13 protein-coding genes are annotated in these 14,851 nt (G+C 66.3%); 8 read left to right on the forward strand and 5 right to left on the reverse strand.

What is annotated here, in order from left to right; translation table 11 throughout:
• Nucleotide 1 precedes the first annotated feature (1 nt).
• Together V3B25_RS06875 and pdhA are read right to left on the reverse strand one after the other, a co-directional pair.
• Entirely contained in the window at nucleotides 2–1,069 is a 1,068-nt protein-coding gene (locus tag V3B25_RS06875; protein WP_329810360.1) for an alpha-ketoacid dehydrogenase subunit beta, read from the reverse strand.
• A complete protein-coding gene (pdhA, locus tag V3B25_RS06880; RefSeq protein WP_005411347.1) occupies nucleotides 1,062–2,144 on the reverse strand; it encodes a pyruvate dehydrogenase (acetyl-transferring) E1 component subunit alpha in 1,083 nt (360 codons plus the stop codon). Before pdhA ends, V3B25_RS06875 begins: the two co-directional genes overlap by 8 nt.
• Before the next feature lie 335 nt (nucleotides 2,145–2,479).
• On the opposite strand from pdhA, the gene V3B25_RS06885 reads away from it, so the two are divergent.
• The 4 genes from V3B25_RS06885 to V3B25_RS06900 all read left to right on the forward strand — a co-directional run bounded on the left by V3B25_RS06885 (nucleotide 2,480) and on the right by V3B25_RS06900 (nucleotide 7,064).
• Complete coding sequence (locus V3B25_RS06885) at nucleotides 2,480–3,355, forward strand: tryptophan 2,3-dioxygenase family protein (RefSeq protein ID WP_121504224.1); 876 nt, start codon at nucleotides 2,480–2,482, stop codon at nucleotides 3,353–3,355.
• 181 nt (nucleotides 3,356–3,536) lie between these two features.
• Nucleotides 3,537–5,036: an oligopeptide:H+ symporter gene (locus V3B25_RS06890; protein WP_005411345.1), complete on the forward strand. Its 1,500-nt coding sequence runs from the start codon at nucleotides 3,537–3,539 to the stop codon at nucleotides 5,034–5,036.
• A 19-nt stretch (nucleotides 5,037–5,055) separates the two neighbouring features.
• Nucleotides 5,056–5,661 carry a thioredoxin family protein gene (locus V3B25_RS06895; protein WP_329810361.1) on the forward strand — a complete coding sequence of 202 codons (606 nt, stop codon included), beginning with the start codon at nucleotides 5,056–5,058 and terminating at the stop codon, nucleotides 5,659–5,661.
• A 263-nt stretch (nucleotides 5,662–5,924) separates the two neighbouring features.
• A complete protein-coding gene (locus V3B25_RS06900) occupies nucleotides 5,925–7,064 on the forward strand; it encodes a hypothetical protein (protein WP_329810362.1) in 1,140 nt (379 codons plus the stop codon).
• Between the two features lie 31 nt (nucleotides 7,065–7,095).
• On the opposite strand, the gene V3B25_RS06905 is transcribed toward V3B25_RS06900, so the two are convergent.
• Together V3B25_RS06905 and V3B25_RS06910 are read right to left on the reverse strand one after the other, a co-directional pair.
• Entirely contained in the window at nucleotides 7,096–8,151 is a 1,056-nt protein-coding gene (locus V3B25_RS06905; RefSeq protein WP_329810363.1) for a PDDEXK nuclease domain-containing protein, read from the reverse strand.
• Between the two features lie 375 nt (nucleotides 8,152–8,526).
• Nucleotides 8,527–9,021 (reverse strand): MarR family winged helix-turn-helix transcriptional regulator, encoded by a 495-nt coding sequence (locus tag V3B25_RS06910; protein WP_043034279.1) that lies wholly within the window; start codon nucleotides 9,019–9,021, stop codon nucleotides 8,527–8,529.
• 129 nt (nucleotides 9,022–9,150) lie between these two features.
• Between V3B25_RS06910 and hppD the strand changes: the two genes are divergently transcribed.
• Nucleotides 9,151–10,263 carry a 4-hydroxyphenylpyruvate dioxygenase gene (hppD, locus tag V3B25_RS06915; RefSeq protein ID WP_005411340.1) on the forward strand — a complete coding sequence of 371 codons (1,113 nt, stop codon included), beginning with the start codon at nucleotides 9,151–9,153 and terminating at the stop codon, nucleotides 10,261–10,263.
• An 85-nt stretch (nucleotides 10,264–10,348) separates the two neighbouring features.
• Nucleotides 10,349–11,656, forward strand: a complete 1,308-nt coding sequence (gene hmgA, locus V3B25_RS06920) for a homogentisate 1,2-dioxygenase (RefSeq protein WP_329810364.1) — start codon at nucleotides 10,349–10,351, stop codon at nucleotides 11,654–11,656.
• 81 nt (nucleotides 11,657–11,737) lie between these two features.
• Here the strand turns inward: hmgA and V3B25_RS06925 are convergent, their stop codons facing one another.
• The gene (locus V3B25_RS06925; RefSeq protein WP_049422941.1) at nucleotides 11,738–12,271 is read right to left on the reverse strand and encodes a hypothetical protein; all 534 of its coding nucleotides are present in this window, start codon (nucleotides 12,269–12,271) and stop codon (nucleotides 11,738–11,740) included.
• A gap of 125 nt (nucleotides 12,272–12,396) precedes the next feature.
• Between V3B25_RS06925 and V3B25_RS06930 the strand changes: the two genes are divergently transcribed.
• Nucleotides 12,397–13,053 (forward strand): hypothetical protein, encoded by a 657-nt coding sequence (locus V3B25_RS06930; protein WP_329810365.1) that lies wholly within the window; start codon nucleotides 12,397–12,399, stop codon nucleotides 13,051–13,053.
• A 73-nt stretch (nucleotides 13,054–13,126) separates the two neighbouring features.
• Nucleotides 13,127–14,092 carry a sodium:calcium antiporter gene (locus V3B25_RS06935; RefSeq protein ID WP_032127153.1) on the forward strand — a complete coding sequence of 322 codons (966 nt, stop codon included), beginning with the start codon at nucleotides 13,127–13,129 and terminating at the stop codon, nucleotides 14,090–14,092.
• Nucleotides 14,093–14,851 lie beyond the last annotated feature (759 nt).

Here is a 14,851-nt window from a genome sequence, read left to right on the forward strand (position 1 = left end):
GTCAGCCGGCCGCCACCGCGCGCTTGGCCGCAGCCACGATCCGCTCAACGCTCGGCAGGTACTTCATTTCCAGGCGGAACAGCGGAATATGGGTGTCGTAGCCAGTGACGCGCTCGACCGGGGCCAGCAGGTCGTAGATCGATTCCTCGGCCAGGCGCGCAGCGATTTCGGCGCCGAAGCCCGCGGTCTTCGGGGCCTCCTGCACGATCACGCAGCGGCCGGTCTTGGCCACCGATTCGGCGATGGTGGCGAAGTCCAGCGGACGCAGCGTGGCCACGTCGATGACTTCGGCACTGATGCCTTCACCGGCCAGCTTGTCGGCCGCTTCCAGCGCTTCCTTCACCTGCGCGCCCCAGGTCACCAGGGTCACGTCGGTGCCGTCGCGCAGCACGAAGCAGACGTCCAGCGGCAAGGCTTCGCCGTCGTTGACGACCACTTCCTTGTACTGGCGGTAGATGCGCTTGGGCTCCATGTAGATGACCGGATCCGGCTCGCGGATCGCGGCCAGCAGCAGGCCGTAGGCGCGCTGCGGCGACGACGGCAGCACCACGCGCAGGCCCGGCACGTTGGTGAAGATCGCCTCGTTGGCCTCGCTGTGGTGTTCCGGTGCGCGGATGCCACCGCCCCACGGCACGCGCAGCACCATCGGGCAGTGCAGGCGGCCACGGGTGCGGTAACGCAGGCGGGCGGCGTGGCAGACGATATGGTCGACCATCGGGTACATGAAGCCGTCGAACTGGGCTTCGGCGACCGGCTTCATGCCCTGCGCGGCAAGACCAATCGTCAGGCCGGCGATGGTGGTCTCGTCCAGCGGGGTGTCGAGGATGCGGTCCGAGCCGAAGCGCTGCTGCAGACCGGCGGTGGCGCGGAACACGCCGCCGTTGACGCCCACGTCTTCGCCCAGCACCAGCACCGACGGGTCATGTTCCAGCTCCCAGGCCAGCGCCTGGGTGATGGCTTCGATGAGGGTGATGGGGGTGGTGGTCATGCTCTGTTCTCCGCGCGCGACGGCGGCGCTGTCGGCGGCGTTGGTATGCGCGCCGGGCGCGCCGTTCTTGATCTCATCCATGGCGCTTCTCCAGGGCGATCGCCTGGGCACGCTGAGCCAGCAGGTCCGGCGGCGGATCGGCATACAGGAAGTCGAACATCGCCTCGACAGGCTGCACCGGCGTGTTGAGGTACAGGTTCACTTCCTCGTCCACGCGCGTGCCGCATTCGGCGACCCAAGCAGTTTCCTCTTCTTCGCTCCACACACCGGCGTTGATCAGGTACTTGCGCAGGCGCAGCATCGGCTCGCGCTGCCAGGCATCCTTCACCTCGGCGTCGTCGCGGTAGCGGCGCGCGTCATCGGCGGTGGTGTGGTCGGACAGGCGGTAGGTCATCAGTTCCAGCACAGTGCCACCGTCGCCGGCCAGCGCACGTTCGCGCGCCTGCTCCATTGCCGCCAGCACCGCGATCAGGTCGTTGCCGTCCACCTGCAGGCAGTGCAGGCCGCCGGCCAGGCCCTTCTGCGCCAGCGTTTCGGCACCGGTCTGGGCCGAACGCGGAACCGAGATGGCCCAACCGTTGTTGACGATGCACAGGATCAGCGGGAGCTTGTAGGCGCCGGCCGAATTCAGTGCTGCGTAGAAGTCGGTCTTGGAGCTGCCGCCGTCGCCGCACACGGCCACCGCGATCTGCGGTTCCTTGTTGAGCTTGAACTTCAGCGCCGCCCCTGCGGCATGCAGGCACTGGGTGGAGATCGGCACGCAGAACGGGAAGTCCTTGGCCGCGTTGCCGCCATAATCGTTGCCGCGTTCGTCGCCGCCCCAGTACATCAGCACGTCGTGCGGGCGCACGCCACGCATGAACATCGCGCCATACTCGCGGTACGAAGGTGCGAACACGTCGTCCTTCTGCATCGCGGCACCGATGCCCACGTGCGCGGCTTCATGGCCCAGGCAGGCGGCATAGGTGCCGAGCTTGCCGGTGCGCTGCAGCGCGATGGATTTGCTGTCGAACGTACGTACGAACAGCATCTGCTTGAACAGCGGTACCAGGACCTTGGGGTCGCGCAGCGACGCGGGCAGGTCATCGCGGACGAGCTTGCCGTCCGTATCCAGGTACTGCAGGTATTCGATCTTGAATTCAGCGGCAACCGTCATTGCGTACTGCACCTTCGACAGAGAAGTTACAAATGATATGAATCGCCATGTTAAGGAACGCGTACGGAATAGCCTTCCTGCGCCGCAACACGGCGATTCCCCGTTTTACCCCTGCCGGCGGGTGGGGGGCCAATAACAACAACGTATTCAGTCGTTGCTGCAAAGCATCAGAATACGCCTCTGGCTGACCGCCAGTACAACGGCGCGGACGGTTCCACGCGCAGCCCCGGCATCAGCCGATGCTCCACGACCAACCGCACGCCCCGGTATGGACCCGGCGGCTGCCAGCGCGGCGGCAACGCGCTACCCTTGCCGCCCCCGATCTGGTCCCGCCCATGTCCGTCGACAACAACCAACGCGATCTCGAAGCTGGCATCCACACCGATCTGCAGGGGCGGCTGACCTATGGCGGCTACCTGCGGCTGGACCAGCTGCTCAGCGCGCAGCAGCCGTTGTCCAACCCGCCGCACCATGACGAGATGCTCTTCATCATCCAGCACCAGACCTCGGAGCTGTGGCTGAAGCTGCTTGGCCACGAACTGCGTGCCGCAATCGGCTTCCTGCAGCGTGATGAAGTCTGGCAGTGCCGCAAGGTGCTGGCGCGCAGCAAGCAGGTGCTGCGCCAGCTGACCGAGCAGTGGTCGGTACTGGAAACGCTGACCCCGTCCGAGTACATGGGCTTCCGCGACGTGCTGGGCCCGTCCTCCGGCTTCCAGTCGCTGCAGTACCGCTACATCGAGTTCCTGCTGGGCAACAAGAACGCACAGATGCTGCAGGTGTTCGAGCACGATGCGGCCGGGCAGGCGCAGCTGCGCACCGTGCTGGAAGCGCCCAGCCTGTACGAGGAATTCCTGAAATACCTGGCCCGCTTCGGCCACGCCGTCCCGGCGGTGTACGAGGCCCACGACTGGACCCAGCCGCATGTGGCCGACGACGCACTGCAGCCGGTGTTCGAGCGCATCTACCAGGACACCGACCGCTACTGGCGCGAGTATTCGCTGTGCGAGGACCTGGTCGACCTGGAGACCGCGTTCCAGCTGTGGCGATTCCGACACATGCGCACGGTGATGCGCGTGATCGGCTTCAAGCGCGGCACCGGCGGCTCGTCCGGCGTCGGCTTCCTGGCCAAGGCGCTGGAGCTGACCTTCTTCCCTGAACTGTTCCAGGTGCGGACCAGCCTGCAGGCCGGGCCCCCGGCAGAACAGGGCTGATCCGTATTCAGCTTGGATCCCGGCCGGCGGCTGGATCGTTTCAGATGCAAGTTCAGGGAGCAGGCTGGCACCTGCCTCAAACGGCGTGTATTTGACGTGAACGCCAGAAGTCGGTGATCCTCGCGCGTTGCTCCAACTGCACATCGGACGTGCTCGTCATCCACCGAACCAGGAAATCCGCATGAGCGTAAACGCCACTGCGAACACCCCAGAGCCGGCGCTGCCGGACTTCAAGACCACGCTGGGCCACCCGCGCCCGTTGTGGATGCTGTTCATGACCGAGTTCTGGGAGCGCTTTGCGTTCTATGGCATCCGCTGGGCCTTGGTGCTGTACATCGTCGCCCAGTTCTACAACGGCAGCGCTGCCGGTGAAGGCGACGCCAGCCGCATCTACGGCGCCTACCTGGCCCTGGTGTATGCCGCAGCGATCTTCGGTGGCTACGTGGCCGACCGGGTACTGGGTTACCAGCGATCGATCCTGACCGGCGCGATCATCATGGCCGCCGGCCTGTTCATGATCTCGCTGCCGCAGGAGCACATCTTCAAGCTCGGCCTGGCCACGATCATCGTCGGCAACGGCCTGTTCAAGCCCAACATCTCGACCATGGTCGGCAAGCTGTACGGCCTGAAGGACGAGCGCCGCGATTCGGGCTTCACCATCTTCTACATGGGCATCAACATCGGCGCGATGATCGCCCCGGTGCTGACCGAGTACCTGGCCCGCAAGGTCTTCGGTACCGACGCGATGCCTTCCTACAAGGTCGTGTTCATCGCCTCGGGCGTGGGCATGCTGATCTCGCTGGTGTGGTTCTACATCGGTCGTGCCGGCCTGAAGGGCATCGGTGCACCGCCGGCCGGCGCTGAAGGTTTCGGCCGCATCATCATGGTGCTGGCCGGTGCCGTGGTCGCCATCCCGGTCGCGTACTTCCTGCTGGCCACCGGCGCCACCGCGCTGGCCTGGATCCTGGGTGCGATGTTCACCGCGCTGGCCGTCCTGCTGCTGGTCGAGGGCATCCGCGAAGGCAAGGTGCAGCGCGACCGCGTGATCGCCATGCTGATCATCTTCGCCTTCAACGTGATGTTCTGGATGTTCTTCGAACAGGCCGGCAGCTCGTTCACCTTCCTGGCCGAGAACATCGTCAACCGCCAGTTCGGTGACTGGACCTTCCCGACCGCGTGGTTCCAGTCGGTCAACTCGGTGGCGATCATCACCCTGGCCCCGGTGATTGCCTGGATCTGGGTGGCCATGGGCCGCGCCAATCCGTCCATCCCGCGCAAGTTCGGCCTGGGCCTGCTGTTCAACGGCGCCGCCTTCGCGCTGCTGATGTTCGCCCTGTCGCAGATGGTCGTGGACGGCAAGATCCCGTTCTGGACCCTGTTCATGGTCTACGTCATCCAGTCGGTGGGTGAGCTGTGCCTGTCGCCGATCGGCCTGTCGATGGTGACCAAGCTGGCCCCGGTGCGCCTGGTCGGCTTCGGCATGGGCGGCTGGTTCCTGTCCACCGGCATCGGCAACAACCTGTCGGGCATCTTCGCTGGCGTGGTCAGTGGTGAAGGCGGCATGACGGTCGAGTCGGCCCTGAAGGGGTATACCTTCGGGTTCTGGGCCCTGATCGGCTCCGGCGTGGTGCTGTTCCTGATCGCCCCGCTGATCAACAAGCTGATGCACGGCGTCAAATGATGATGAGAGGGTAGAAGGCATGCGTAGCAAGCTCGGTACTGCGGTAGTGGTGGTCTGTGCGGCGCTGATCGGCGCCTGTTCCCAACCGCAACCGCCTGCCACCGCCGAGCCCACGCAGCCCCTGGATACCCGACCCACCGAGCCACCGGTCGCTGACCCCAGCGAACCGGTGGCCTCGGGCAACACCCCGGTGGCGGCAGACATCGCCGCCATCGCCGGCCTCGGCGCTCAGTTCGACCCGGCCCGCAACCCCGCCGATGATCTGGCCACCGCCAAGGTGGAAGCCCAGCGGGGCAAGAAGCGCATCCTGCTGGAGGTCGGCAACGCCGCCTGTGAGCGCTGCCGGGCGCTGGACGAGGTGGTGGAAGGCAACGGCGACCTGCGCCGCTTCCGCGATGCCCACTACGTGTGGGTGAAGGTCAACGCCAGCGACGAACAGCCCAACACCGCTTTCTTCGCCCAGTTCCCGATGATGGAACGCGACTACCCGTACCTGCTGGTACTCGATGCCGATGGCGGACTGCTGGTGTCGCAGGCGACCGGCGAGCTGCGCAAGGGCGAAGCCTTCCAGCCGGCACGGGTGAGCGCGTTCCTGAAACAATGGGCACCTGACAAACCGGAATAGGGGTAGTGCCGGCCGCTGGCCGGCCGGGGGGGTGGTGGTGGGTGCCGACCGCTGACCGCCAACCCCGGTGGATGCCGACCGCTGACGGCCATCTCCGGTGGGTGCCGACCGTTGGTCGGCACAGAAGTGCATCCACGCATGGCGTGGATCTACTGTGGTTGCGGTCACATTCCCGGAATCGGCATCTCAATATCGCAACGCGCTCGCCGTTACCGGCAAGGACCTCAGTCGACATCCCGTCGATGCAACCTTCCGGAACGCCCATGCACAGCGACCACGCCGAACGACTGCCCGAACCTGCCAGCGACCTGGCCGAGGCTGGGGCAGGCGAGGGCGTGACCCTGCCGCCGCAGGAGGTGTTGCTGGATGACGCCGGTACCGGCGAGGACACCGTTGAACTGGCACCGCCGCGTCACCGCCTGCCGCAGATCGCGCTGCCCGACAACGTGGTGCTGAAGGGGGCGGTGCAGAAACTGGTCGAGCAGAAATCACGGCTCGATGCATTGGCCGCCGACGGCCAGCTGGGCGGGCTGCTGCCGCCGGAATGGCAGGGCCATGGCGTGCGTGCGATCGAACTGTCCACGTTCATCCAGGGCGTGCTGCCGTTCCTGCAGCCGGGCGAACGCGGCGAAACCGCGCCCGCGCGCCTGCCGGTGCGCCATGTGCTGGGGGACGACAGCCGCTGGGGCCTGGACGATGTCTCCGAACCGAAATCGCTGGCCTGGTACCTGGCCAGCGACGAACGCGCTACCGCCGGCAGCAAGGACGTGGCCGAGGCCTATCTGGTGGGTGCACTCGGTCTGGCGTGGATGCAGGAAGGGCGCAGCCGTCCTGGCTTCCTGCGCGCGATGGGCCAGGACAGCCTGGCCGCGCGGGTGACCATGCTCGGCTACCCGCCGGCCAACGAACTGGCGCTGTACAGCGTCACCGCGCACGGCCAGCCGCAGATCTGGTGCGTGCATGGCCGCCGCCGCATGCGCCCGCTGGTGGCGCCGTGGCTGAGCGTGCCGCTGCTGACCGCCTATGGCGTGCCGGCGCCGGTCGCGTGGCCGTCCAGTTTCCCGCCGGTGGAGGCGGTGGCCGAACTGCTGGCGACCGCGCGGCAGGGGCGCGCGCTGCCGGAGGTGGACCTGGGCAAGGTCGTGGCGAAGATCGCTGAAGATGCCGCATCCGACGCCTGGCAGCCGGTCAGCCTGCTGCAGCTCAACACCTGGTCACCGCGCTGGCACTTCTTCCTGGGCACCTTCGTCGGCCTGCCGTCGCTGCTGCTGGTGGCGGCGGCGCTGGCGCTGCCGGGGGCGGTCGAAGCAGCCACGGTTGCGGCTTCCCTCGGCTTCGCCGGTGGTGCCATCGCGGCGCTCGCGGTGCCGTGGATCCATGCACGGCGCAAGCATCTGAGCTGAAGCATGGATGCCATCCGCGCGTGGCGTAGATCTACGGGAGGCCGGGCGCCGCGGTCTGCAGCTGCTGCCGCGCCCGCTCCATGGCAGTCTGCAATCTTTGCTTGAGGACCTCACGGGAGGGCAGCGTGGTCAGGTACTCCGCAACATGGATGCCTGAGCGGTCCAGCTCCAGCAATTCAATCTGGCCCGCCTTCTTCCCTGTGCAGAGGATGATGCCCAACGGCGCCTGCTCGCCGTCCTCACGTTCGTACCGGTCCAGCCAGCGCAGATAGAGTTCCATCTGTCCCTTGTAGGCCGGCTTGAACTCGCCGATCTTCAACTCGATGGCAATTAGTCTGCGCAGGCGCCGGTTGTAGAACAGCAGGTCCAGGTGGAAGTCATCGCCGTCGATCTGGATGCGCTTCTGGCGGGCGACGAAACTGAAGCCCGTGCCAAGTTCAAGCAGGAAGCCCTGCATCTCGCGAAGGATCGCGGTTTCAAGGTCCTGCTCGTCCCAGCTGTCCTTGAGGCCAAGAAAGTCCAGTACGTAGGGATCACGCAGTACCAGCCCCGGAGACAGCTGCTGGTTGCCGCGCAGTGCCGCCAACTCTTCGGCGATGGTCTGCTCTGGCTGACTGGAGAGTGCCGTGCGCTCATACAGCATCGAATCGACGCGCTGGCGCAGCGTACGTACACTCCAGCCCTCGGTGGCGGCCATCTGTGCATAGAAGTCGCGCTTGAGTGGGTCCGCCAGTGGGATCAGCGCGATGAAATGGGTCCAGCTCAATTGTCGTATCAGCGATACGACAATCTGCTCGTCCGCAAATGCGGTGGAGAACTGCACCATCCGGCGCAGGCTCTTTTCACCGAAGGAGGTACCGAATTCGGTCGTCAGCGCCTTGGCTATCCGGGTGAAGACAAGCTCTCCGTAGAGGGCCCGTCGGCCCCTCAACTGATCAGCGTGGATGCGCCGCCCGATCCGCCAGTACAACAGCGTGAGCTCGCTGTTGATGGTTCTGTGCATCCTGCTGCGCGCTGCGCAGATCAGCTCTCTGAGATCGGCCAGCAATTCCTGGCCATGCGGCGACGTTGAACGCGAGTCATCCATGAGGGAGCCCGTTCGATGTGGATGGCCGGGCTGATACCCGTTGAACGTTTACCGTCCGGCCGCACACGTGAGCAGTCCAATAGGAGAATTCACTGGATCAGCCCGTTTCGATACACCAGCCTGGCGGAAACGGGCCGTATCGGGCCAATGCGGAAATGCTGCTGGGCGAGGGCGACACTTCAGGACGGGATCTGCGGAAGGTGAATGCGTCCAATGGCATCGTTCGCGGTCGGTCCGCAGTCCGCCAAGAAGCGGGTCCCGTCAGATCAAAGGGGGCGGACGACAATCGCCCAGCCACTGTTCCGCTACCGGCCGGGGTCGGCACCCGCGACTTGGGGCCCAAAACGACTTAATCCCCTCCGTCCCCTTTTTCTTTCAGACGCCTTCGCCCATCCGCTCCAGGCCTTCGCCGGCCAGGCGCAGGATCAGCTTTTCCAGCACCTGCTCTTCCTCTTCGCTCAGCACCGACATCAGTTTGCGGGTGATCTCGATCACCATCGGCGCGATGGTCTCGTAGACCTCGAAGCCGGCTGCCGACAGCGCCAGCACCGAGCGGCGGCGGTCGTCGCCGTGGGTCTCGCGCTTGATGAAGCCACGCTCCAGCAGGCGGGCCACGGCGCGGCTGACCGCCACCTTGTCCATTGCCGTGCGGTCGGAGACCTCGCTGGCCGAGGAGCCCGGGTACAGCGCCAGGATGGTGATCACCCGCCACTCGGGGATCGCCAGACCGTAACGATCGCCGTATAGCTTGGCGATGTTGCCGCTGACCCGGTTGGACAGCACGCTCAGCCGGTACGGCAGGAACTGTTCCAGGTCGAGCAGGACGTGCGAGGAACGCAGGCGGGTCGAAACGGGATCGGCGGGGCTCATGTTGCGGTGCACCTTGCTGGTGGTTTCAAGTGTAACTATAAGGGGTAGGTCCAGACCCTGCATTCTCGCCGGGTCCCTACCTGCCCGCACCTGGTTTGTACCGATGCGGTACCGATTCGGAGCCACGCCATGAATACCGCAGTCCCGACCGCCTCGCACCCCAACCCCGGCATGCAGGTCACCACCTTCGAGAACCCGATGGGCATCGACGGCTTCGAGTTCGTCGAATTCGCCGCCCCGGCCGGCCGTGGCCAGGAGCTGCACGAGTACTTCCGGAAGATGGGCTTCAGCGCGGTGCTCAAGCACAAGCAGCGTCCGATTACCGTCTATCGCCAGGGCGACGTCAACTTCCTGGTCAATGAGGACCCCGATTCGTTCGCCGCCGACTTCGCCGAGAAGCACGGCCCGTGCGCCTGCGGCTTCGCCATCCGCTTCAAGAAGCCGGGCCAGGAGGTCTACCAGACCGCGCTGGGCAACGGCGCCGAAGCCATCGCCTTCAAGCCGGACAGCAAGGCGGTCAGCGCGCCGGTCATCAAGGGCATCGGCGACTGCATGCTGTACCTGGTCGATCGCTACGGCAGCGCCGGCAGCATCTATGACGGCGACTACGAGCCGATCGCCGGTGCCGACCTGCACCCGGTGGGCTTCGGCCTGACCTTCATCGACCACCTGACCCACAACCTGTACTTCGGCAACATGCAGCAGTGGTCGGACTACTACGAGCGCCTGTTCAACTTCCGCGAGATCCGCTACTTCGACATCAAGGGCTTGAAGACCGGCCTGGTGTCCAAGGCGATGACCGCGCCGGATGGCATCGTGCGCATCCCGCTGAACGAATCGTCCGACCCGAAGAGCCAGATCAACGAGTACCTGGACGCGTACAAGGGCGAGGGCATCCAGCACATCGCCTGCTTCACCGAGAACATCTACGAGACCGTCGAAGCGATGCGCGCGCAGGGCGTGGACTTCCTCGATACGCCGGAGACCTACTTCGACGTGATCGACCAGCGCGTGCCGAACCACGGTGAAGACGTGCCGCGCCTGGCGAAGAACAAGATCCTGATCGATGCCGATCCGGAAACCCACCAGCGCAAGCTGCTGCAGATCTTCACCCAGAACTGCATCGGCCCGATCTTCTTCGAGATCATCCAGCGCAAGGGCAACGAAGGTTTCGGCGAAGGCAACTTCACCGCACTGTTCGAGAGCATCGAGCGCGACCAGATCCGCCGCGGCGTGCTGTAAGGTCAGCAGGCAATGTCGGCGTCCCGCCGGCAGTGCCTGTCCGAATGGTCGTGCCGGCCGCTGGCCGGCAATCTCTGGAGTTCCCATGTCCCCCGCCATCACCGCCCGCGGCTACCAGTCCGGCTTCGGCAACGAATTCGCCACCGAGGCCGTCGCCGGCGCGCTGCCGGTCGGGCAGAACTCGCCACAGAAGGTGGCCCACGGCCTGTACGCCGAACAGCTGACCGGCACCGCCTTCACCGCGCCGCGCGGCAGCAACCGCCGCAGCTGGCTGTACCGGATCCGCCCGGCGGTGACCCATGGCGAGTTCACCCCGTTCGCGCAGTCGCGGTTGCAGTGTGATTTCGGCGCACAGCCGGCCTCGCCGAACCAGCTGCGCTGGAGCCCGCTGCCGCTGCCGGAATTGCCGACCGACTTTGTCGAAGGCCTGTACACGATGGGTGGCAACGGCTCGCCCGACGCGCATGCCGGCGTGGGCATCCACCTCTATGCCGCCAACCGCGACATGGTCGGCCGCTACTTCTACGATGCCGATGGTGAACTGCTGATCGTGCCGCAGCTGGGCGCGCTGCGCCTGCTGACCGAGCTGGGCGTGATCGAGATCGAGCCGCAGCAGATCGCGGTGATCCCGCGCGGCGTGCGCTTCCGCGTCGAACTGCCCGATGGCCCGAGCCGCGGCTATATCTGCGAAAACTACGGTGCGCTGCTGAAACTGCCGGACCTCGGTCCGATCGGGTCCAACGGCCTGGCCAACCCGCGCGACTTCGAAACCCCGCACGCGGCGTTCGAGGATGTCGATGGTGATTTCGAACTGATCGCAAAGTTCGAGGGCCGCCTGTGGCGTGCGCCGATCGACCATTCGCCGCTGGACGTGGTGGCCTGGCATGGCAATTACGCGCCGTACCGCTACGACCTGCGCCGCTTCAACACCATCGGTTCGATCAGCTACGACCACCCGGATCCGTCGATCTTCCTGGTGCTGCATTCGCCCAGCGACACGCCCGGCACCAGCAACATGGACTTCGCGATCTTCCCGCCACGCTGGCTGGTGGCGCAGAACACGTTCCGTCCGCCGTGGTTCCATCGCAACATCGCCAGCGAGTTCATGGGCCTGGTGCATGGCGCCTACGATGCCAAGGCCGAAGGCTTCGTGCCGGGTGGCGCATCGCTGCACAACTGCATGAGCGGCCACGGTCCGGATGCGCCGACCTTCGACAAGGCCTCCAATGCGGACCTGTCCAAGGCCGATGTGATCAAGGACACGATGGCTTTCATGTTCGAGACCCGCGCGGTGATCCGCCCGACCGCACAGGCGCTGGCCGCCGGCCATCGCCAGGGCGATTACCAGCAGTGCTGGAACGGCCTGCGCAACAACTTCCGGTCGTCCCGCTAGCTTGGTGGGTGCCGACCTTGGTCGGCACGGATCCTGATCGCATCCACGCCATGCGTGGATGCTCTCCGCCGGAACCTGCGCTTACGCCACCTCCGCGAACGCGTCGCAGTGCTCCAGCGGCAGCGCTTCCAGCAGGCGTTGGCGCACGCGCTGGCAATAGCCGTCCGAGGTCAGCCCGGGCAGCATCTGCATCGCCGACTGCAGCCGCTGCAGCACCTCGTCTTCCGCACGCGCCTGCTGCAGGTCGCGGAACAGTGCAGCCGCCTGCGGGTGGCGCTGCATCTCCAGGATGCCCAGCACATAGATGCGCGCGGCCACCAGCGAGCGGCGGCGTTCGACCGCGGGTGCAGCAAGTGCTGCAGGTGCGGCTGCCGGCGGTGTGGGCACCGGCGCTACCGCGGTTGCGGGCGACGGTGCTGGGACGCCAGTGCTCAGGTACCCCGCCTGCACAAGCTGGATGACCATCGCAGGTGCGTCCTGGCCGAGCAGGCCGGTCAGGTCGGCAATGGTGCGCTGGCCGTCGCAAAGGATCAGCAGCCGGCGCTGGCGCATGTCCAGCGGCGCGCGGTGGGCCTGCAGCGCGGTTCGGGCGAGATCGGTCTTGCGCGGTTGCATGGAAGGGACGGCCAGGTCGGTGCTCGCCGAGCCTGAACGAAGGCGATGAAACCGCGATGACAATGCAGCGCCTGCACACAGGATGGGCTAGCGTGCAGCCACCTTCGTGCCAGGGAACCGCACCGATGAAGCACCTTCCGCTTGCTGGTCTGTTGCTCCTTTCGCTCACCGCCTGCAGTGCTGGCTCCGACAGGCAGGGGGCGGCCGGCAGCGGCAGCGATACCCCGGCCGAAACCGCCTCGGCTACCGGGCCCGCGCAGTCGACGGATCCTGATCTGGCAGCCCGTCCAGCCAATGACCGCCGCGAGGACAGTCCCGCGCACCTGGAGGGCTTCGCCGGCGCGAAGCTGGGTGCCGGCATCGCTGAGGTCCGCAGTGGCTTCGGCGCGCCGTTGCAGGGGCTGGGCACCGATGCCAGTGGCAAACCGCTGCAGGTCGACGACAGCAACGATGGCTGCTATTTCCTGCGACCGCAGAATGCCGAAGACCCGCGCCTGATGATCGAGGGCCGCAAGCTGGTGCGCTACGACGTGCGCAGCGCCGCCATCATCGCACCGGGCGGCGGCAAGGTCGGCATGACCCTGGGCGAGCTGCAGGTGCTGTACCCCGACCGCGGTGACGTCGGCCCCGACAAGTACGACGAGAAGGCCCAGCACCTGCGCGTGCGTCCGGCGCAGGAGGGTGGGGCGGTGATCGACTTCGCGCTCGGTGCGGACGGCCGGGTCGGTGCGTGGCGGGTCGGGCAGACGCCGCAGGTCGATTATGTGGAAGGCTGTGGCTGATCCTTGATCCACGGCCCAGCCATGCGCGCGGGGCCAGCGTAGAATCGCGCCACGACCGCTGGGGGAGTGCTCGATGATCGCCATTGCCATTGCCTGGTTCCTGCTCGGCCTGCTGCTGCTGGCGCTGGGCGGGGACTCCATCGTCAAGGCCGTGTCCGGCCTGGCGCAACGCTTCGGGGCCAGTCCGTTCACGGCTGGCCTGTTGCTGCTCGGCGTGACCACTTCGCTGCCGGAACTGGCGGTCAACGCGCGCGCGCTGGCGGTCGGTCAGCCGGAGCTGGCGCTGGGCAACGCGGTGGGCAGCAGCATCGTCAACCTGGGCCTGACCCTGGCCGTGGCGGCCATGGCTGCGCCACTGCTGCTGCGCGCGCGCCTGCAGACGGTGCTGTGGTGGTCGCTGCTGGCGGCCGGCGTGCTGCTGATCCTGTTCGGTCTTGATGGTGGCCTGGCACGCTGGGAAGGCGGCGTGCTGCTGGCCGGCTTCATCGTGGTGCAGGTGCTGCTGCTGCGCCGTGGTCGCAGCGAGAGTGCGGAGGTGCAGGCAGCCATCGCCGAGTCCGCACTGAGCCGCACCAGCCTGCCGTTGAATGTACTGCGGGTGCTCATCGCCGCGCTGGCCCTGTACTGGGGCGCACGCCTGGTGGTGGGGGCCGCAGCGGACTTCGGTACTGCACTGGGTTGGACGCCGCTGCTGGTCGGTCTGCTGCCGGTCGCGATCGGTACCGCGTTGCCGGAGGTGGCAACCGCGATTGCTGCCGCACGCCGTGGTCATGGCGACATGGTGCTGGGCCACGTGCTGGGTTCCAGCGTGGTCAACCTGTTGCTGGTGATTGGTGCGATGGCGGTACTGCAGCCGCTGGCCCTGCCGGCCTCGTTCGTGCGCCTGGAATTGCCGGCGCTGCTGGCCTTCGCACTGGTGCTGTACCCCATGCTGCGCGGCGACCTGAAGATCAGCCGCGGCGAAGGCGCGATCCTGCTGGTCGCGTTCGCGGGCTGGTTCGTGCTGGAGCTGCTGCTGGTGGGCGCACCGGCGTTGTAGATCCACGCCATGCGTGGATGCGGTTGGTTCCGTGCCGACCAAGGTCGGCACCTACCGGTCACCTCGCCGATGATGCGGTAGCTGCCAACCTTGGTTGGCACTCGGGGAAACAAAGCGCCGACCAAGGTCGGCCTCTACCGGGCATTGCAGTCGGTAGATCCACGCCATGCGTGGATGCGGTTGGTTCCGTGCCGACCAAGGTCGGCACCTACCGGTCACCTCGCCGATGATGCGGTAGCTGCCAACCTTGGTTGGCACTCAGGGAAACAAAGCGCCGACCAAGGTCGGCCTCTACCGGGCATTGCAGTCGGTAGATCCACGCCATGCGTGGATGCGGTTGGTTCCGTGCTGACCAGCGGTCGGCACCCACCGGTCCACCCACCGATGATGCGGTAGCTGCCAACCTTGGTTGGAACTCGGGGAGCAAAGCGCCGACCAAGGTCGGCCTCTCCGGGCATTGCGGTCGGTAGATCCACGCCATGCGTGGATGCGGTTGGTTCTGTGCCGACCATCGGTCGGCACCCACCACCGGTCACCCGGAGGGTGCCAACCTTGGTTGGCACTCGGGGAGCAAAGCGCCGACCAAGGTCGGCCTCTACCGGGCATTGCGGTCGGTAGATCCACGCCATGCGTGGATGCGGTTGGCTCCGTGCCGACCAGCGGTCGGCACCCACCGGTCCACCCACCGATGATGCGGTAGCTGCCAACCTTGGTTGGCACTCGGGGAGCAAAGCGCCGACCAAGGTCGGCCTCTACCGG

This window comes from Stenotrophomonas sp. SMYL8 (genome assembly GCF_036320065.1).
GTDB lineage: Bacteria > Pseudomonadota > Gammaproteobacteria > Xanthomonadales > Xanthomonadaceae > Stenotrophomonas > Stenotrophomonas maltophilia_A.